Source organism: Undibacterium sp. Di27W, from assembly GCF_049340345.1.
Classification (GTDB): Bacteria; Pseudomonadota; Gammaproteobacteria; order Burkholderiales; family Burkholderiaceae_D; genus Undibacterium.
Map to the genome: position 1 here is coordinate 186,722 of NZ_JBMPOS010000005.1, position 19,778 is coordinate 206,499.

Here is a 19,778-nt window from a genome sequence, read left to right on the forward strand (position 1 = left end):
ATGTCAACAGTCCTGGAACTGAAAATTAAAGCCCTGGTCGAGGGACTGAATGGAGTCACGGCCTTAGCCCAGGAAATCACCGGGCTGGGCGAGTCTGCCAAGACAGCAGGTGCAAATGCGTCTGCAGGAAAGCAAGGTTTTACTGAACTCAGCAGCCAGGCCGAAGCATACAAGGCCATCGGTGTCCGCTCCTTTGCTGAAATCCGGGCAGAAATCGCCAAGGTGACCCAGGCGCATCAGCAACTGACTAACACTGGTGAGTTATCAGGTAAAGAACTGCAATCGGTGACCAATGCCACCAGGTCAAAGCTGGCTGAGCTGCACCAGGAGCTGAAAGGCGTATCTGACAAAGCCAGTGACGCGGCGGGAGGTGGTGGCGCGTTAAACAAAGCCCTGGGGCTTATGGCTCCAGAGGCTGCCGCCGTCACAACTGGCATTGGCATCCTGAAAGACAACGTCGGCGCGTTGATGACGGCATTTATAGCGCTGGCCGTGTCCTATGGTCTCAAAGAGTCTGCCGAGTATGCAGCCAGAACAGAGACTCTGGGCATTACCATGAACGTTGTGGCGAAGAATGCTGGGTATGGCGCGGCGGAGATCGGCAAGTATGAAAAAGAGGTCAAGGGTCTGGGTATAACGACCCAGGGAACCCGTGAAGCCATCACACAAATGATCCAGGCCGGGCTGGAGATCGGCCCCAAAGCAGAAGGCCAAGTGTCCCAGGTGGCGAAATTGGCCAGGGCCGCGCAAGACCTGGCCGTGGTCACAGGTGAAAACTCGTCTGCCACCCTAACACGCCTTATTACCAACATATCCCAACTGGACACCGTTGGTCTGCGGTACATGGGTTTAACGGTCAACGTCGAGGCCGCAGAGCGCCAATTTGCCCTGTCTATCGGCAAGACCGTGGAACAACTGACACAGAAGCAAAAAGCGCAGGCAGTCATGGACGAAAGCCTGAAGCAGGCTGAAAAACTGCAAGGCTCGTATGAAGCATCCATGGACACGGTCGGCAAAAAAGTCCAGTCGCTGAAACGTTACCAGGAAGAACTTGCCAATGATATTGGCACTAAGCTGCTGCCCGCGTATGGCGCACTGGTGGACGCGGCCACACGCTTTCTGAAGGATGCCGACAGGATCGCCCAGGGTATCGACAAGTCCGGCGCTGCATCACGTTTGCTGGCCGAGGGTGTTTCTTCGTTCGGCAATGCCATGGGTGGCGTGTTAAATACTGTCCTCGGCATGGTCGGAGAAATTTACCCATCCATTGCAGCGCTTGGTAAAGGCTTCATGGAACTGCTCGGCTTTGTGATCAAGGTCGGTACGGAAATTTTAACGCTAGGCCACTACACGGATGCTTCTGGGAACAAGATTACAGTCCTGGGGCAGATACTTAAATTTTTGATTGGCACTATTGCCCTGGTGTTGGCTGGTCTCAAGGACGGCATAGACCTGGTCACGGCCACGATATTTGGTATGGGTGGCGCTGCCCTGGATATCATCGGCAAAATCATCTCTGGCTTTGGCAAACTGGTCGGATACGTGAACAAGGACTGGGGTAAGGCTATCCAGGGTGTGGGCGACGGTCTGCAGGCAACTGGTAAGGACATGATTGGCTTCGCGGATCAGACCGTTAGCCAGTTCGCCAGGGGTGAAAGCGCAGTGGGGAAATACCGCCAGTCTCTGAGGGATGCGGCAATCTACCAGCAGAAGCTTGGCGAGGTGACGGATTTTAGCAAAGCCGAGGCGGAAGTATTGCGCCTGGCTGAAGCGGTGCGCCAAAACGGTACAAACACAAAGGAATTCACCGCCCAGGCAGAGGCGATGAATGGCAAGTTGCGGGATATGCAGGCCGCTGGCCAGCTTAGTGCTGCCCAACTTGACGAGCTGCAAAAACGCCTGCAGCGTCTGTCCAGTGACGACCTAAGCAATTTCTCAAAAGCCGTCAATGAGGCTGGTTTAAAAGTAGTCGAGCTGGCGGGGAAAGATCGTCTAGCACCGTTAAACAAAGAATTCGATACAGCGAAAGCCCTAGTGGCTGAGCTGGGTAGTAACACCAAAGCGACATCTGCAACGATGGCAGACGCATTTTCTAAAGGTGTTGATGCATCAAAGACGCTGGCGGAGTTAAACCAGATCGGTGCGTCTCTGGGTGATGTAAAAAAAGCGACTGGAGACATCAAGCCAGCACTTGCAGAGGTGGGCATCAAATTTGATGAACTGTTTGAGAAAGCGTTAAAAACTGCAAAGACCGATAAGGATTTTGCAGACTTGCGGGCGGAAGTTGAACGCCTGGCGAAAGCTGGGACTATATCCGGCGAGGCTTTGGCTAGGGCATTAAAGGATATTGAAGAAAAGAGCAAGGGTGCAGAAGCTGCTATGGCAAGGCTTGCTCAGCAAGCTGCAGATATGTCGCGCTCAAACGCCGATCTTGCAAAGGCACACTTAGACCTGGTGAAAGCGCAGGCTGACGTTGGACGTGCAAATCTTGATGTCTTGCTAAAGCAAAATGAATACAGAAAATCCGGGTCTGAACTGGCTAAGGAAGAGCTGAACCTAGCCAAGATAAACAAGCAATTGGCGACTGAAAAGGCCACAGAAGCTAAATTGGCTTACCAGGTAGCAGTCGATTCTCAAAAACTTCTGATTAGCTTGCAACAGAAGGTAAATGCGGAAAAAGAAGTAGAGCTACATCTTGGTAAAGAAGACGTAGATGTCTACAAGGACAAGGCAAAAGGAGCTGCGGACGCCGCACGTCAAGCCGAAGAGGCTGTGAATTGGTCGCGCTCTGAACTGTCTGGTCAGCAGGCTATTGTCAGTCAAGTAGAAGAAAAGAAGGTTAAGCAGGAATTAGTTCGTGACACTGTCAAGGAAACAAACGTTGCCTATGACTTGAATCGAGGTGTTATTGAACAGATTAACAGTAGCACTAGCACGGTGGCGCAAAGCCAAACCCTCGTCACTGGCAAAGTCAACGACACAAAGACAGCAGTAGGGGCACTCAAAGGAGAGATAGAGAAAACAGGAGATGCTGTAGGTGGATTGATCACAAAGTTTGATAAGGCTGCTGATGCAGCAGGAAAAGTAAAAGTACCTGGCGCTGGCAGTGGCAACGTTCCACCTAAACCTGCTGAAAATGCAAATCGGCTCCCTGCAGATATACCTGCCCCAAAAAATGAGACCTATGCACCAAAGTCAAATGCTTCAAAGGAGCGTTACACAGGACTTGGCCCCGTTGGCAAGGATGACGTAACCACGTCTGACGGTGAGCACCTGCGCTACACCAGCAAAGGTCATTATGAGAATGAGCAAGGCGTTATCGTCGATAAGTCCGGCAAGGCATCCAGTACCGCTTCGGATGGTTTCGGTGCTGCTGCAATGGACAATGACATTGCCAATATGCTGTTTGACGCTGAACACGGTAAGAAAATTGAACCGACAGCAGAGAACAAGCAACGCGCCCAGACAGCCTGGAACGCTGCCAAGGCTAACAAGGAAATGTACGACGCAAACTCTACTGCATTTTCCTCTGCAGGCGCTGACAGCATCATGCGCAGCTATAACCGCGCCAAGACACTGGCCGATTCCATGGGCATCAACACCAGTGAAGCGGGCAGCGCCGGGATAAACGATGGCAGCGGCGGTACTGGTGGCTTTGCTGCTCCTGGAGGTGGCGGCGGTGGCTTCTATCGCCGCGTGGATGGTTCCCATAAGGGTGGTCTGGATCGCGTTCCTAAAGATGGTTATGTCGCTGAGCTGCACGAGGATGAAAAAGTCCTGACTGCACCAGAGGCAGCCAACTATCGCAATGCGCCGACTGTCTCCGACCTGTCTCGCCAGTTGCTCAGCCAGATAACCTTTCCCAGGATGACAGATGATCCTGCAATCAAAGAGCTGGCCAAGCAGTCAGCCAGGCCAGCCACCAACCAACGGCCAGAGAAAGTTATCCAGGTGAATTTAACGGGCGGCGGCAAGACCATACCTGTCACCACAGACGCAAGTAACGAACGCGCCTTGCTTGACATACTGAAGCGCGCAAAAGGAACAGCATCATGATGCTACGCAATTTAACGCTAAGCCAAGACCAGGAGCTATCGCACGACCTGCTCTGGGTGGATGAACACGAATGGACACCTGTTGTGTCGTCCGTTGAATACAGTCTGAACGGAGCGCTCTTGGTCGAAAACGCCACCCGTCAGGCTGGCCGACCGATCAGCCTACAGCCGCCAGAGAACAGCATGGCCTGGCACACCAGGGCCGTGGCCGACCTCTTGCGCGCCTGGTCAACTGTACCAGGTCAGCAATTCCGCCTGACCCTTGACGATGGCCGGGGCTTTAACGTGGTCTTTCGCCACCATGAACCGCCAGCGCTGGAAGCTGAGCCGGTTCGCCAGATGGCGACGTATGACGCAGATGATTATTGGTTAGTGAAACTTAAGTTTATGGAGATTTAACGATGCCTATACAAGCAGGCGATGTCGCCCTGGTGACATCCAGAGTAATGGATGACGTTCCCGAAGGTGGAGGCGGACCGACTGCCGCGACCATATTGGACGGTACTAGCAATAGCATTTTTCCCGACATATCCGAACTGGACAGAGCTGGTGGTCGTGTGAATTTGCGCAAGGTGTTTGCATCTGTGCTGACAAACAGCGTTGATACCTACTTTGGCGCAAACGTGATTGTGGCCGAGCCGCCAACAGACCCCAAGGTATCAGTTACCCTTTTTTCCACTGGCCAGGTGTTTGATACCAGGGCATCAGCGAAAGGCAGGATTGAATCTTATCTGTCTTTGGGCGCACGGTATCCCGGCAATTTGTTTGGCGACCACATCGCTGGCCAGCGTATCGTCACACTCCTGCAGCGTGAAAGTATCCCTGCACCCGCAGTCGGTGACACTCTGGTCATGCGCAAGAATGACGGCCTGCCTAATCAGCTTGAGCAGTACATCAAGGTCATAGCCGTGTCTTCTCGTGTCCGTACCTTCACAGACACAAATGGTGATTTTACCCGCCTGGAAGTGTCTTTAACGCTGAGCGACGCATTGACAGCCGATTTTGCTGGCCTAGATGCCAACCGCACCGAACCGGGCGCAAGCGAATACATCGGCAAGACCCGTATGTTTTCAACCATCGTGGCTGACGCAGCCCGCTACTATGGCGTAGTCCCTCTTACCCAGGCTGCTGCCCTTGGTGACCTGGTCGTCAAAGGTGCAAGCATATTCACCCAGCTTGTACCCAGCACGAAGGTTGAAGTACCGATTGCTGATGCACGCATGAGCCAGCGGGCATTGCCACTACTCAAAGCTGGTGACCCATACACAAACACAGTCAACGCCGCACTGAACAAAACGCAGTCCTTGTACATAGGCGGCAAAATACTACCTGGCTCTTTCAGCCTGGCCGTGGGTAGCGTATCGGTCAATGACAAAGGTGGCGTCTTGTTTAATTCTGACACGGCAGTAGGCGCTATCGACTATGAAAACGGTGTGGTGTCTGTATCGACAAACATTTTCGGGACAGGCGTGAATTCCACGACTTACACCTATACGCCTGCAGACACACCCACATCCGTCACTTCTTCTGTCGGCGTACCTGTTACGGCACAAGGGCAGCGCGCAAATTGGGTATTTTCTATCGCATCCATCCCAGCGCGTGGAACTCTGCAGGTCAGTTACCGCGCATTGTCTCGCTGGTATGTGCTGTCCGATGACGGTTCTGGTGCTATCCGTGGATCAGAAAGCGTCATAGGTGCAGGTTCGGTTAATTTCTCTACGGGGACAGTTTCCGTGACCCTGGGGACATTGCCGGATGTAGGTAGTCAGATCATCCTGCAATGGGTAGATACGTCCACCTCCCGCCCAATGGCCTTAATCCCAGGACAGCTTAATGACCAGGTCAAAGCCTTTGGCAAAGTGGTCACCATCAATGACGCGATCAAACCAGGTTCGCTCATGTTGACCTGGAATGATGGCGCAGCCCGTACAGCAACGGACAACAATGGCGCATTAACTGGCGATGCAACCGGGACAGTCAACTACGCAACAGGCAAAGTACATTTCTGTCCAAAGTCGCTGCCAGTCAAAAACACAGCAGTAGCAATGGCCACGATCAACGCCGCTGCCGTGATTGGCGCAATTACTACATTTACTGATGGTGGTGCGAATTGGACTTTCTCAGTAGTTGGCCCAGTTAGGCCCAGGACTCTCTTATTGTCCATTTATACCAATTACAGTGGCCAGACCTGGTATTACTCCAGTGTGGACAAGCAAGAGCTGCTCAAAGTCGTGGACGACGGTGCAGGCCATCTGCAGATCGCTAACTATGACAGCAATCTCACAGTCGGGACAATCAACTACACCACAGGCGAATGCACGCTGCTTAAAACCATAGGCGGTTACAAGAAGGAAGAAAACAACTACCAAAGCACCAGTTTTCTGCCAGATGGCACGGTGCAAGTGGGCCAGGTCATCAGCAAGAGCATGTACATCAGGACATTGAATATCCAGAACGGCGCAACCACTCCACCTGGCGAAATAACGTCCCCCTGGGCCTGGTGGGTCGGCACACAGCACAACGCTGCAGAACTGATGTACGTCGGTTCTGATGGCACAGGTCAAACCTACAATTTCACGCTGGATAGCCTGTTCATGCCAAGTGCACCAGTGCCATCTGCATTTAACCTTAGCGGTAAAAGGCATTTCGTTACCGCAGATAATCGCCTGGTCAGGGACATATCTACGACAACAGGCACAGGCACGCTGTGTGGTTCTATAGGTGCGGTTTCCAGTGTGAATGGTGTCGTCCTGACAGACTGGGCCGCAGGTGCAAGCAACGCGCCCAACGGCATCGCTGGTATTGATTCTGAAGGGACAGCGTCCCTGACAGATGCTGTGACATTCAGGACAGCAGTTGCCCCACTCTTTAACGGTGGTTTTTCACTGGATGGCACAAAGCAAAACGGGGACAATTTCTCAGTGTCGCCTGATATTAACGGCATCATCAACAATCCGGCCTCGGGTGTTTTTGGCGTGGTTGATTTTAACAATGGTATTTGCTCCCTCCGCTTTGGCGCAGCGGTGGACGACACCCACGCCAATGACCCAGGCATAATGAACTTGTCCTACCTGGGTATCGCTGGCGTTAAATACGTCAAGACCAGTGCCGTTAAAACTGACTCGCTAAGATACAACGCGGTAGGCTATTCCTATCTGCCATTGGATCAAAACATCCTGGGCCTTGATCCAGTGCGCCTGCCCACAGATGGCAAAGTACCTATCTTCCGCCAGGGTAGCTTTGTGGTGGTCGGGCATACGGCCACCATTAATCCAGGAACAGTGGTCAACGGCCAGACCATCAACTGTGCCAGGGTTCGCTTGTCGCGCATTCGTGTGATAGCTGGCAATGGCCAGGTGATTAATACAGGCTACACCCAAGACCTGGAAGCCGGAACAATCACTTTCGTAGATGTATCAAGTTACGTTATGCCCGTGACGGTAGAACATCGTATTGAAGATATGGCCATGGTGACAGATGCGCAGATTAACGGGCAATTGACACTATCCAGGGCGCTAACGCATAACTTCCCTGTGGGTTCCTATGTATCAAGCGCCATGATTATTGGTGACACCCACGCCCGCGTGTCTGTGCTGTTTGACCAGGCGACATTCAATAACGCCTGGCAAGACACGGTCAACGGTGCAGATGCACAAGGCACATACAACGACACCCTTGCCCCTATTGTGGTAACCAACAAAGGCGCACTGACTGAACGCTGGGCAATTCGATTTACCAACACCACTAGCTACGACATCATCGGCGAGCACGTGGGAGTTATAGGCACAGGCACGACCACTGCCGATAGTTCACCAATCAATCCAGCTGCCAACGTTCCCTATTTCACGCTGAAAGCGATCGGCTTTGGTTCGGGCTGGGCGGTGGGCAATGTGCTTCGCTTTAACACTATAGGGGCCACTAACCCGATCTGGGTGGCCAGGACGATCCTGCAAGGTCCACCAACCACAAACAATGACAAATTCACGCTGCTAGTGCGTGGCGACATTGATCAACCTTGAGAGTAAAACATGCCAAACACAACAGTTAAATACTTTAGTTCTGACATGCCAGGTGCACCAGTCTTATCTGGCCTGGTGGGCAGCATGATTGCCGTATTAGATGCCTGCCTGATCAATGGCTTTGGCCTTGTCTCTGTCACATCTGCCGTTGTGGCTGGAAATGTGGCCACGTTAAACGTAGGCGCTGGCCACAGCTTTACCGTGGGTACAGTCGCTTTGATCGCAGGTGTAATTAGCCCTGCAGAATTAAACGGTGAAGCTAGAGTAACTGCTGTAACTCCCAATTCAGTATCGTTTACTACTACTGGGATAGGAAACCAGACCGCCACGGGCACGATCACTGCCAAACTGGCTGGCGCTGGCTGGGCTAAGGCATACACTGCTACCAATACTGCAGCATACAAGGCTACCGACACACAAGGCACTGGATGCTATTTGCGCCTCGATGACACAGCAACTATTCATGCTCGTGCTATTGGCTATGAGGCAATGACTGATATCAATACTGGTACAGGATCATTTCCAACAAATTTACAGGTTGCTGGCGGCTACTGGTGGCAGAAGTCTGGTACTGCAGATGCAACACCGCGAACCTGGATGGTTTTTACCGATACCAGGATGTTTTACCTTGTCCGATTTTCGGGAACGTCCTACCTCAATGTTCCAGAAATTACGCATTTTGGGGACATTGTGCCCACCAAAACCAGTGGTGATCCATTTGCATGTGCGATATCTGGTAACGGCACAGCGTTAAATGGCTCTTATCAAACTAACTCTGCGCAATTGTATTTTTCTTCCAACGGTGCAGCAGATGTGTATCTGCCTCGGTCTTACACTGGCCTTGGCTCAGCTATACAAATGCTGCGGACATTCCCTTTGATGAATGCGGATTACAACGTCTACTCAGGCAATGTGTCTAGTGCCATGCCATTTCCAAATGGGCCTGATGGCGGTGTTTATACGGTCAATTTCACGCTGACTGAATATGGTAGCAAAGCATATCGCGGAAACCTGCCTGGTCTTTATGCTATTCCGCAAAACAATGCTTATGCCGTCCTATCAACAAAGGACTTACTCATAGGCCAGGCGGATTTGGCCGGACGTTTTCTGCGTGCAGTGGTATCCAATGGCATAGTGAATGGAGCAGTCTTGTTTGATACCACTGGGCCTTGGAGATAGATCATGGCCGATCCATATTTTTTGAACACGCCTATCATCTTACCGTTTAACGGCGCGAACAATAGTGCTGCAATTCAAAACGCCGGGGCAAAAAACCTGACTGTGACCGTGGCTGGAGGAGCCAAGTTATCGACTGAGCAAAGCGTTTATGGCGGCTCAAGTTTAAAGCTAAATGGTGACGCAGATTTTTTGTCTATCCCAGATTTGTCCCTGGGGTCAGGCGATTGGACAACTGAGTGCTGGGTATATTTGCGTAGCGCTACCAGCACTTATGCCGCGTTAATTATCAGCAGTGGAGGTAATGGCGGAATATATCTTCTCGGGCAAAAACTGATCTTTTATCCTCAAAACACAGGTAATACGGCAACCTTGAGTTTGAACGAGTGGCATCACGTTGCGGCTGTGCGTTTGGCTGACAAGCTCTATCTGTACTTGGATGGCGTCGCTTCTAGCAATGTGCCAAGCGTCTCAGGCACATTTAATGTCAATGTAATTGGTTCTGATCGCGGCATCCAAGGATCACAATGCTACCTTGATGACTTACGTATCACTGCGGGCATTGCAAGGTATACGGGCAATTTCACTCCACCTGGTCCAGCCGATACGACACGAGTAGACATCTTTGCTAAATCATCAAATTTAATGCACCGGGCCATGGCAATTGGCGGACCTCCGACCACCCTGAAGCCCTTGCAATATGGTTTACTCAAGAACAGAGAGAACGACCTCGTTTTTGGTGGACGTGGTCGTATCTCAGGTGTAACGAAGGTAAAGGGTACACCCGATTCCGCTGTGTCTACAAAAGTACGGCTATACCGTGAAAAAGAGGGCTTGCTTATACGTGAAACCTGGAGCGACCCAGTAACCGGGGCTTTCTCGTTTAACTATATTGCGCCAGGCATCAAATACACTGTACTGACGTATGACCATACCCACAATGAGCGTGCAGTGGTTGCTGACAATTTAACACCCGAATTGATGCCATGATTTTAAATGTATCCCAGGCACATCAAAACGCCAGGCACGCTGGTTCGCTGGGCCATCTCGATGCTGGTTCGTCACCTGCAAAGATACGTATTTTTACAGGCGTTCAACCGGCACCTAGTGGGCCGGAGTCGGAATTGCTGGTAGAGATAGTACTGACCAAGCCAGCCGGAACAGTGGCAGAAGGTGTGCTGACACTGACTGCCGCCAGCTTTGGATTAATTATCAAAACGGGCCAGGCTACGTGGGCACGTGTCATGACTGGTGCGGGTGTAACGGCTTTTGATTGCGATGTATCTGACCAGACTGGTGATGGTGTTATCAAGCTTGAGAAAACCCAGCTTTATGAAGGTGGCAAAGCCCTTCTTACATCGGCTGTCCTGGGATAAACGTGTCTGAACCTAGCCTTTTACTGTTTTCTGATACACCATTGACAAACCCAGTCTTGCTGGTGTTTGGCAGCGGGCCAGCGCCATATGAGCCTGTTGAATTGGTGTTTTCGGATAAACCTGTAGAGAACCCAGTGACTCTAGTATTCGGTGGACATGACATTGTGCTTCCACCATTGCCAGACATCCATAGTGCGCTTGCCGGAGCGTTCCCGGCTTTGTCTGTCCGGGGTGTTGTAACCTATTTGTCAGATACAGCCAGGCCCGTGGTGAGTAGGATAATCAATACCTGGCAAAAAGCTGACCAGGTTGAATCCAGCGTTAAATCACGCTATCAGCGCATGCTGGCCAGCAGTTCCACTGTCCCTGAGCGCTGGCAAGCCGCCAAACCACTATTTGCTCGTGGCCAGGTCAAACTGGCCCACACGATGACAGGCAATCGGGCGAGTGCAACGGCAAAGCATGCCGAGGCAGTACATGGAGCAATGGGCGTGCTGGCGGGTTTCGCGTCGATGTCGCCAAGGGCGCGGGTATCAGCCAATACAGCCTGGCAGTCTGCCAAAGCCATCAAGGTCGAATTGCGCCTGGCGTTTCAGTCCATGCAGCCAATTGGCAGGGCTGTACGCGTATCAAGCTGGAGCGATGGACAGGCATACCTGGTGCAAGGGCAAACCGGTTTCCAAAAGGCCAAAGGGTTCCAGGTAAAGGACCGTACGGCCTTTCAGACAGCAATGAGGCCGCGACCAGGGAAAGCTGCTGAAGTCCTGCCACCCATTAAAACGCCTTGCTACGTGCCGCCTCTAGGCAATGCAGTTGACCTGGTGTTTTCAGCTCCCTGGACAGATAACGCCAACCTGGTGTTTGTTTGTGATCGAACAGCACCACCGATTAACACCATAGTGATACCCGTTAAAAGGACATATATTGTGCTGAACGACGTACTGATAAAACGTGTTGAAGGCAATCACATTTTGCCCGCCACTACCCTGCAAATGCAGATTGATATGGATAGCTGGACATGGTCGTTTTCTACAGCGATGCCAGCGTCCGCGCTGTCCCTGGTTGAGCCTGGTCAAGCTGGTGATCGGGTGATCTTGGAAGCGTCGGTCAATGGGCAAAAGTTTTCTTTGCTGGCCGAAGATATCCAACGAGAAAAGGTGTTTGGCAAATCCACCATTTCCATTAGTGGCCGTGGGCTTTCTGCCATGCTGGCAGACCCATACAGCCCGATCCTGACGTTTAAGAATGACATCGAGCGCACAGCACAGCAACTCATGAATGACGCGCTGATGATTAACGGTGTGCCTATAGGCTGGTCTGTAGATTGGCGCATAGATGATTGGCTTGTCCCTGCAGGAGTCTGGAGCCATCAGGGCAGCTACATGTCTGCATTGACGACGATCGCCAGTGCTGCAGGCGCATTCATCCAGCCAGACCCTACAGCCCTGACACTGCGGATATTGCCGCGCTTCCCGGTTAAACCCTGGGAATGGGCCGACGCCTCGCCAGATATTGAATTGCCATCAGCAGCAGTGACAAGGGAGTCTATTAGCTGGATGGACAAGCCGGACTATAACGCTGTCTATGTGTCTGGTGCGACGGCTGGCGGCATTCTTGGGTACGTTAAACGGGCTGGTTCTGCTGGTGACAAGCTGGCCCCTATGGTCACAGATGCCCTGATTACTGACAGTGCGCCTGCCAGACAGCGCGGCATTTCTGTTCTTGCTGAGACAGGCCGCAATGCCAGCTACTCGCTGAGCTTGCCAGTGCTGCAGGAAACCGGAATCATCTTGCCAGGCAAGATGACCAGGTACGTGGACACTGGCCAAGTAATGGGCGTGGTTAAAGGCGTCTCGCTCAGTGCGGAAATGTCCAAGGTCAGGCAGACAATAGAGGTGCAAACCCATGGCTAACATCTACAAAGTATTCAAAGCCTTGATTCCAGACCCGCCGCTGCTGGTTGGCAAGGTGATTGCAGTCCGGCCAGGTCACAACATCATAGAGCTGCCTGGTGGCGCTCAGGTGACTGCCAGAGGCCCAGCAACGGTGAACAAGATGGTTTTCTTTAAGGATGGCGTAATAGAAGGCGATGCGCCAGATCTAACAGTAGTCAGTATCGAAGTTTAGAACAGAGCGACCGGGCTAGTGCGGTAACACCAGCCCAGTCATCTGATTGCAGAGTAACCTGCGCTCAAACCACGGCCCTGCCACCTGTACAGGTGGGCCGAATGTTATCACGGAGCGTTAAATTGCAGGAAATACGATGTGGAAAGTGTAGTAAAAAACTTGGGGCAGGCGAATACACCAGGCTCAGTATCAAATGCCCCAGGTGCAAAGCGTTAAATGAATTGAGCGCCACGAGTGCCATACCTGAACGCCCAGGAGCGTCACCAGGAGTAGCAAAGAATGACGAATCCAATCATCCCTTGGCTGGGTGGCAAACGAAGACTGGCGGATAAATTGATACCGCTTTTCCCGAAACATGAGTGTTATGTCGAGGTATTTTGCGGTGGCGCTGCCTTGTATTTCTTACGGCCAGTGCCAGCGGCAACAGAGGTAATCAACGATATCAACGGCGAGCTGGTGAACCTTTACAGGGTCGTCCAGCATCACATGGAAGAGTTTGTAAGGCAGTTTAAGTGGGCGATTAGCAGCCGCCAGATATTCAAATGGCAGAAGGCCGCTATCCCGGAAACTTTAACGGATATACAGCGTGCGGCCAGGTTTTACTACCTGCAACAGCACGCCTTTGGCGGCAAGGTGACAGGTCAGAACTTTGGCACGGCCACGACCGGATCACCGATTAACCTATGCCGCATAGAGGAAAGCCTGAGCGCAGCCCATCTGCGCTTAGCTGGCACTTATGTGGAAAACCTGCCCTGGTTAGACTGCATGAAGCGATATGACCGGGCGCATACCTTTTTCTATTGCGACCCGCCGTACTGGGAAACAGAGGGGTACGGTGTAGATTTTGAGTTTGAAAACTATGTGCTGATGGCTGAGTTTATGAAAACCTGCAAGGGAAAGGTCATGGTCAGCATCAATGATCACCCAGTTATTAGGGAGGTGTTTAACGGTTTGCACATGCTGGGATTGGACATAAAGTATTGCGTATCCAATACACATGGACAGCCAGGAGTGAGCAAGGAACTGGTGATTGTTAATTGGGAGCCACACCTAATGGACAGTTTGTTTTGATGAGATCGTATAGGATTTACTAAATTCTATCCTCTGCAGATTTGCATGTTATTGTTACTACAGAAATCGCTCGACTCATAACTAGCCCTTTAACGGAGTGTTGCCATGAATAACAAAATTGTGCCTGTTTGCCCAGACTGTGGTGGCCAGATTATAGACACCAGAGAGGTCGTCCAGTCATATAGCGACCATGATAGTTTTGCTGGATTTAGATGCAATGAATGTAAAAAGGAGTTCACCGACGTTGAAGTAAAGAAGATTTTGAATTCCCCATTAAATTGATACTTGCTTAGGAGTTAGTTGGAATGACTGAGAAATGGGATCAGGCACTATTTGAGGAGTTTATTCGCCTCCGAGATACGCTCCGTATTGCTAAGAAAGGCAAGGACTACCTAAGCGTTGTTTCAGTCGGAATTGAGATTATCGAATTAGACAAGTCGGCTCAATTTTTAAAGATAGCCACCCCTATCTTCCTTAAGGAAATGGGGGAGGCTTCAATAAAACTGGGGGATATCAGCAGTGCCGTTAAATACTTTACATTTGCCAAGGAGCAATTAACTTTGATGAATTCGGTAACAGAGGACTGGCAAAAACAAATTGAATTGATCAATAAGAAACTTGAGAAAGTATGTAACTTGGCGAGCGCCAAATAAAACGCAAAAAAGTAGCTAATTCACGATTTCACTCAGGGACAAACAAAGCGCGAACGAGGGACAAAATCGGCGCGAGCTTACAGTAAAAAAAATAAAAAGACCAGCAATTGCTGGTCTTTTTATTTCAAGCTAAGTGCTTGACTAAGTGCTTGATTATATTGGCGGAGAAGGAGGGATTCGAACCCCCGATAGTATTGCTACTACGCCTGATTTCGAGTCAGGTACATTCAACCACTCTGCCACTTCTCCGGCTTGGGTTGTTCGTTATCAAACGAAGCCTCAGATTATAGCAAAAAAACCGCTCAAATCAAAATGAGCGTTTTAACACAATCATAGTGCCTTGAATTGCCAGATCACAGGACGACATGAAGATGTCATAAAGCAAGATTATATTCTGGCGCAATGCACTAAGTTAGGCGACTTGCGTCTGTAGCGGTAGTGATATGAATTAATTTTAGGGCTTGGCTTCAATGGAAAGTAGTTTAGCGGGAGATACTGTGGATTATTTGTCTCAGCAAAACCTGGTATCAGGGCAGGATGTCGATCAGTTTGGTGCGCAGTCAGCGGCGCTGATGCTAACGCATCTGCGGCGCATTATCGAGCAACGCCTCCTTACCGCACGCTTTCAGCCCATCGTGCAAATGCAGAATGGCGATATCCTGGGCTATGAGGGTTTAATACGTGGCCCATCGGATAGCCCCTTGCACTCCCCTGTCAATTTATTCAAGGCGGCGTGGGACAATAACCTGACAGTCACGGTGGAACATCTATGCCGCCGTATCGTCCTGGAGCAGTTCGCTGCGCAAAAATTGCCTGGCAAATTATTCTTGAATGTCAGTCCGGAATGCCTGCTGCAAAGAGATGTGCGCTACGGTGAGACGCTGGATTATATCCATGAGCTGGGTATCAATCCTGAGCGCGTCATCATAGAGCTGACTGAATACCAGCCCACGCATGACTACGCCTTGCTATGCGAAGCTGTCATCCATTATCGCGAAATGGGTTTTGAGATTGCCATTGATGATCTGGGCGAAGGCTTTTCCAGCCTGCGCCTATGGTCGGAATTAAAGCCTGAATACGTCAAGATAGACATGCATTTTATCCAGGGCATAGATCACGATACTGTCAAAGCGCAATTTGTGCGCTCCATACAAAGCATTGCAGAGAAATCTGGCACCAAAGTGGTGGCAGAGGGCATAGAAACCCAGGCTGAGTTACTGGCCGTGCGTGACCTGGGTGTGGCTTGCGGCCAGGGTTATCATATTGCCCGCCCTCACCCTACGCCAGCACGTGCCGTGTCGGCGGAAGTTGCGCGGATTTTAACGCCGAATCAGTATCAGGCTGCGCGGCGTACAGCAGGCAGTTTTGAGCAGGCTGCTACAGTAGAAAAGATTTTAAAGACGCCACCAACGATTTCTCCACGCATGCTGAATAATCAGGTGGATGATATTTTCTTGCAAAATCCGAAATTGCAAATCATCCCAGTAGTAGATGATGGCGTTCCAGTTGGTTTGATCAATCGCTACCATATGATAGATCGCTTTGCCCGCCCTTATCAGCGCGAGTTATATGGCAAAAAGCCTTGCACGGTATTCATGGAAGCGCATCCTGTCATCGTCGATAAAAATACCAGCATGCAGGATGTCAGCCATATCATTGTGGAAGCCAATCCTGAGCAGTTAATCAATGGCATTATCATTACTGATCAGGGGCGCTATATAGGCCTGGGTAGCGGGCCGGATTTGATGCGTGAGATCACGCAAATGCAAATCAATGCGGCACGCTATGCAAATCCACTGACGCAACTACCTGGCAATGTGCCCATCAATGAGCATATCGATGTATTACTGCAAAAGAACCAGCCCTTCTGTGCCTGCTATTGCGACCTTGATCATTTCAAGCCCTTTAATGATGTCTATGGTTACAGGCGCGGCGATGACATCATACAAATGACCAGTGATGTACTCAAACAGCATTGCGATTCGCAACTGGATTTCATAGGCCATATCGGTGGTGATGATTTCATCATCCTGTTTCGCAGCGAGGATTGGGAAGTACGCTGCCAGGCCATACTGGCGAGTTTTTCTGCTGCCATCCATGATTTTTACAGCAATGAAGACAGGGAAAGAGGCGGCTACCTCAGCGAAGACAGACAGGGCAAGAAAGTCTTTTACCCACTCGTCAGCCTGTCTCTTGGTGTGGTGAAGTCAAGAGCAAACCGCTATTACTCACATCACCAGATATCCATCGCTGCATCAGATGCGAAGAAGCAGGCCAAAAAAATTCACGGCAATAGCCTGTTTGTGGATCGCCGTTCTGAAATGGATTTGTTGGTAGGCTAAACGCAATCTTCCAACAAAAAACGCGCTTCACTTTATGTAGTGAAGCGCGTTTTTCTTTAAACCAAAACCATTTAAACTGCTGGTGCCAGCTTTTCCAGGCCACCCATGTATGGGCGCAATGCTGTCGGGATGACGACAGAGCCATCCGCCTGCTGATAATTTTCCAGAACAGCCACCAGCGTACGGCCAACTGCCAGTGCGGAGCCATTCAGGGTGTGCACCAATTCTGGTTTGCCCTGGGCATTGCGGAAGCGGGCTTGCATGCGACGCGCCTGGAAGTCGAACATATTCGAGATAGATGAAATCTCACGGTAAGTGTTTTGCGCTGGCAGCCATACTTCCAGATCGAAAGTCTTGCTGGCACCAAAGCCCATATCGCCCGTACACAGGCTCATGACGCGGTAAGGCAGTTCCAGCTTGGTCAAAACGGCTTCAGCATGGCCTACCATTTCATCCAGGGCTTCCATGGATTTTTCTGGATGAACGATTTGCACCATTTCAACTTTGTCGAATTGATGTTGACGTATCATGCCGCGGGTGTCGCGGCCTGCACTACCGGCTTCAGAACGGAAACATGGTGTGTGTGCAGTCATTTTGATAGGCAGCGCATCGGCAGCCAGTATCTCGTCGCGCACGGTATTGGTGAGTGTGACTTCTGAAGTCGGGATTAAATAAAACGTCTCGCCTGTACCTTCTTGCCCACCTTTTTTTACCGCGAACAAGTCTTCTTCAAATTTGGGCAACTGGCCTGTGCCACGCATGGAATCAGCATTGACCATGTAAGGCGTATACATTTCGGTATAGCCATGTTCCAGTGTTTGCGTGTCCAGCATAAACTGGGCCAGTGCACGATGCAGACGTGCCATGCCACCTTTCATGACGGAGAAACGCGAACCTGTCAGTTTGACCGCAGTTTCAAAATCCAGACCCAGCGCAGAACCTATGTCCACATGATCCTTGACTTCAAAGTCGAACGCACGTGGCGCACCGATCTTGCGCACTTCCACATTACCGGTTTCATCTTCACCTACGGTAACTGATTCATGCGGCAGATTAGGGATGGTTTGCAGGAAAGCACTCATTCTTACCTGTAAATCGCTCAAATGTGCTTCTGATGCTTTCAACTCTTCAGGGATGCTGGCCACTTCCGCCATCAAGGCAGAGGCATCTTCACCCTTGCTTTTCAAATTACCGATTTGTTTGGACAAGGTATTGCGCTTGCCTTGCAGCTCTTCAGTGCGAGACTGGATTTGCTTGCGTTCGGCTTCCAGGGCATTAAAGCTTTCTACATCCAGCTGGAACTTGCGAGTAGCCAGGCGCGCTGCCACATTGGCAATGTCTTTGCGCAAAAGTTGAATATCTATCATGATTTTAAGTGCAGTGAACTAAGCTAATCGTCTATTGTATCAAGGGATAGGCATTTCCCCTATTTTCAAGCAAGGGGAAATGCCGTTTTTACATCAACACACTTACATTAATACTTGACCAGACTGCGATAAGTCAGCTTGGTGTTGCCCTCTGCAGGCACGCTGATTTTCCATACTGCGGTATTGCTGGCGCTCTTGGTGTAGGGGTGGCTGCTATTCAAGACTTGCCAATCACCAGGCATGGGTTCTTGCACGGTGACGATGACGGCTTCTTTTTTAGCATTCTTCAATACCAGCTCATAGGCGCTTTCAAATACATTATTGTATTTGCCTGTTACCGCAAGTTTTTTGAAGTCAGTCTGCTTCTTATCAGCTGTTACATCAAAAGCCTCACCCAATTTAAGACGCACTTTCTCATTCTTTGGTGTGTGATCTACACTATCTTCGCCAATGAACTGGGCATTGCCTGCACCGTCTTTTTTGTAGACGCGCACGACACCTTTGGGTAAAGGCATGCCTAACTGTGAGGCTTCTTTGTTGTCGAATTCAACAAAAACACCTATCTTCATTTTTTGACCAAGATCGCCATAACTGCTTTGATAATAATAGTCGCTACCGGCCAGCAGCAACTCCTTGCGCGCAGGCACGCCAGAAGCTGTCAACAATGCTACTTGCTTGGTCTGGTTTTCTGCGATGGTGGTTGGCCTGTCCAGCGTATAGAGGTGATACTCAAACAAAGATTCTTCCGCCATGGCTTTTTTAGCCATCATGGGTGCTGGGCTATCCATTCTTTTGATTGAACTACCCGTAATTTCCACTCTTTGCAGCACTTGGTGAACATCACCCGCCACCAGTTGCAGCTTGGCATTACGGTAAGTTGTGCCACTGGTATTGCCCAGTGTGACCCAGCCTGAAATATCAAGCTTGTCGTCAGCCGCATTCAGTTCGACGACATAATCTGCTTTCCAGGATAAGCCACCCGTCAGGTAACTGAGCTCTACATCCTGCTGTTGTGCCCCATTGTTATCCAATGCCATGACCAGAGTCGGGCGGTCGCGCAAATTCGCTGGCACATCCGGATAAATAATACGACCAGGTAAACCGGTTTCTATACGATCACCTATTTTCAACACCACGCCGCTATTTGCAGACAGTACTTGAGCGGACTCTGTCGTCTCTACTCCGGTCGCATGGTTGGTGCGGATGATATTGACATTACGACCCACATATTTTTCCAGCAGTTTTTGCGGTGTCAGCAAATCGAAATTAAAGTTTTGCTCAAGCACAGACAAACTGCCGGGCGATGACAAGCTGCGTAACAAGGCAGTTTCAGGACGCATCCTGGCACTGACATCACGGAAAGCCAGCGCTGTTGCACCGCGCTTCAAAGACAGTTTGCGCTGGTCCTTGATCAAGGCCAGGTTTTCATTATAAATTGTGACGGCGACTTCTTTTTGGTCAGCCAGAGTACTGCGCTGCTCTTCTGTCTGTGCATAGACTGAGCCTGCCAGTGACAATAACAATATGCTTGCGCTTGCGGTAAATGGTTTATACATAAAATTCCTTATTATGATTTTTGGAACTGAAATGAA

14 protein-coding genes and 1 tRNA gene are annotated in these 19,778 nt (G+C 50.5%); 12 read left to right on the forward strand and 3 right to left on the reverse strand.

Annotated features, from left to right (window positions below):
• From ACO0LF_RS12420 to ACO0LF_RS12470, 11 genes are all read left to right on the forward strand, one after another.
• Positions 1-4,056, forward strand: a complete 4,056-nt coding sequence (locus ACO0LF_RS12420; RefSeq protein WP_423014387.1) for a hypothetical protein — start codon at positions 1-3, stop codon at positions 4,054-4,056.
• A gap of 119 nt (positions 4,057-4,175) precedes the next feature.
• Positions 4,176-4,454 (forward strand): hypothetical protein, encoded by a 279-nt coding sequence (locus ACO0LF_RS12425; RefSeq protein WP_423014388.1) that lies wholly within the window; start codon positions 4,176-4,178, stop codon positions 4,452-4,454.
• Positions 4,455-4,456: 2 nt separating this feature from the next.
• Entirely contained in the window at positions 4,457-8,074 is a 3,618-nt protein-coding gene (locus tag ACO0LF_RS12430; protein WP_423014389.1) for a hypothetical protein, read from the forward strand.
• An 84-nt stretch (positions 8,075-8,158) separates the two neighbouring features.
• The gene (locus ACO0LF_RS12435) at positions 8,159-9,253 is read left to right on the forward strand and encodes a hypothetical protein (RefSeq protein WP_423014390.1); all 1,095 of its coding nucleotides are present in this window, start codon (positions 8,159-8,161) and stop codon (positions 9,251-9,253) included.
• Between the two features lie 3 nt (positions 9,254-9,256).
• A complete protein-coding gene (locus ACO0LF_RS12440) occupies positions 9,257-10,240 on the forward strand; it encodes a LamG domain-containing protein (protein ID WP_423014391.1) in 984 nt (327 codons plus the stop codon).
• A complete protein-coding gene (locus ACO0LF_RS12445) occupies positions 10,237-10,626 on the forward strand; it encodes a hypothetical protein (protein WP_423014392.1) in 390 nt (129 codons plus the stop codon). Before ACO0LF_RS12440 ends, ACO0LF_RS12445 begins: the two co-directional genes overlap by 4 nt.
• A 2-nt stretch (positions 10,627-10,628) precedes the next feature.
• Positions 10,629-12,539 carry a hypothetical protein gene (locus tag ACO0LF_RS12450; RefSeq protein ID WP_423014393.1) on the forward strand — a complete coding sequence of 637 codons (1,911 nt, stop codon included), beginning with the start codon at positions 10,629-10,631 and terminating at the stop codon, positions 12,537-12,539.
• Positions 12,532-12,753, forward strand: a complete 222-nt coding sequence (locus ACO0LF_RS12455; protein ID WP_423014394.1) for a hypothetical protein — start codon at positions 12,532-12,534, stop codon at positions 12,751-12,753. The genes ACO0LF_RS12450 and ACO0LF_RS12455 overlap by 8 nt, the downstream gene beginning before the upstream one ends.
• Positions 12,754-12,854: 101 nt before the next feature.
• A complete protein-coding gene (locus ACO0LF_RS12460; RefSeq protein WP_423014395.1) occupies positions 12,855-13,085 on the forward strand; it encodes a Com family DNA-binding transcriptional regulator in 231 nt (76 codons plus the stop codon).
• A complete protein-coding gene (locus ACO0LF_RS12465) occupies positions 13,033-13,824 on the forward strand; it encodes a DNA adenine methylase (protein WP_423014396.1) in 792 nt (263 codons plus the stop codon). The genes ACO0LF_RS12460 and ACO0LF_RS12465 overlap by 53 nt, the downstream gene beginning before the upstream one ends.
• Positions 13,825-14,129: 305 nt before the next feature.
• On the forward strand, positions 14,130-14,477 hold the full coding sequence (locus tag ACO0LF_RS12470) for a hypothetical protein (protein ID WP_423014397.1): 348 nt from the start codon (positions 14,130-14,132) through the stop codon (positions 14,475-14,477).
• 159 nt (positions 14,478-14,636) lie between these two features.
• Here ACO0LF_RS12470 and ACO0LF_RS12475 read toward each other — a convergent pair.
• Positions 14,637-14,726, reverse strand: a tRNA-Ser gene (locus tag ACO0LF_RS12475).
• A gap of 323 nt (positions 14,727-15,049) precedes the next feature.
• On the opposite strand from ACO0LF_RS12475, the gene ACO0LF_RS12480 reads away from it, so the two are divergent.
• Positions 15,050-16,819 carry a GGDEF domain-containing protein gene (locus tag ACO0LF_RS12480; protein ID WP_423014681.1) on the forward strand — a complete coding sequence of 590 codons (1,770 nt, stop codon included), beginning with the start codon at positions 15,050-15,052 and terminating at the stop codon, positions 16,817-16,819.
• Between the two features lie 71 nt (positions 16,820-16,890).
• Here ACO0LF_RS12480 and serS read toward each other — a convergent pair whose 3' ends face one another.
• Positions 16,891-18,186 (reverse strand): serine--tRNA ligase, encoded by a 1,296-nt coding sequence (serS, locus tag ACO0LF_RS12485; RefSeq protein ID WP_423014398.1) that lies wholly within the window; start codon positions 18,184-18,186, stop codon positions 16,891-16,893.
• 107 nt (positions 18,187-18,293) lie between these two features.
• Positions 18,294-19,742, reverse strand: coding sequence for a DUF4139 domain-containing protein (locus tag ACO0LF_RS12490; protein ID WP_423014399.1), 1,449 nt, complete (start codon positions 19,740-19,742; stop codon positions 18,294-18,296).
• Between the last annotated feature and the right edge of the window lie 36 nt (positions 19,743-19,778).

Coding starts and splice junctions, on each gene's coding strand:
- ACO0LF_RS12420 (WP_423014387.1), top strand. CDS start 1: ATGTCAACAGTCCTGGAACTGAAAATTAAAGCCCTGGTCGAGGGACTG.
- ACO0LF_RS12430 (WP_423014389.1), top strand. CDS start 4,457: ATGCCTATACAAGCAGGCGATGTCGCCCTGGTGACATCCAGAGTAATG.
- ACO0LF_RS12435 (WP_423014390.1), top strand. CDS start 8,159: ATGATTGCCGTATTAGATGCCTGCCTGATCAATGGCTTTGGCCTTGTC.
- ACO0LF_RS12440 (WP_423014391.1), top strand. CDS start 9,257: ATGGCCGATCCATATTTTTTGAACACGCCTATCATCTTACCGTTTAAC.
- ACO0LF_RS12445 (WP_423014392.1), top strand. CDS start 10,237: ATGATTTTAAATGTATCCCAGGCACATCAAAACGCCAGGCACGCTGGT.
- ACO0LF_RS12455 (WP_423014394.1), top strand. CDS start 12,532: ATGGCTAACATCTACAAAGTATTCAAAGCCTTGATTCCAGACCCGCCG.
- ACO0LF_RS12460 (WP_423014395.1), top strand. CDS start 12,855: ATGTTATCACGGAGCGTTAAATTGCAGGAAATACGATGTGGAAAGTGT.
- ACO0LF_RS12465 (WP_423014396.1), top strand. CDS start 13,033: ATGACGAATCCAATCATCCCTTGGCTGGGTGGCAAACGAAGACTGGCG.
- ACO0LF_RS12470 (WP_423014397.1), top strand. CDS start 14,130: ATGACTGAGAAATGGGATCAGGCACTATTTGAGGAGTTTATTCGCCTC.
- ACO0LF_RS12480 (WP_423014681.1), top strand. CDS start 15,050: ATGCTAACGCATCTGCGGCGCATTATCGAGCAACGCCTCCTTACCGCA.
- serS (WP_423014398.1), bottom strand. CDS start 18,186: ATGATAGATATTCAACTTTTGCGCAAAGACATTGCCAATGTGGCAGCG.
- ACO0LF_RS12490 (WP_423014399.1), bottom strand. CDS start 19,742: ATGTATAAACCATTTACCGCAAGCGCAAGCATATTGTTATTGTCACTG.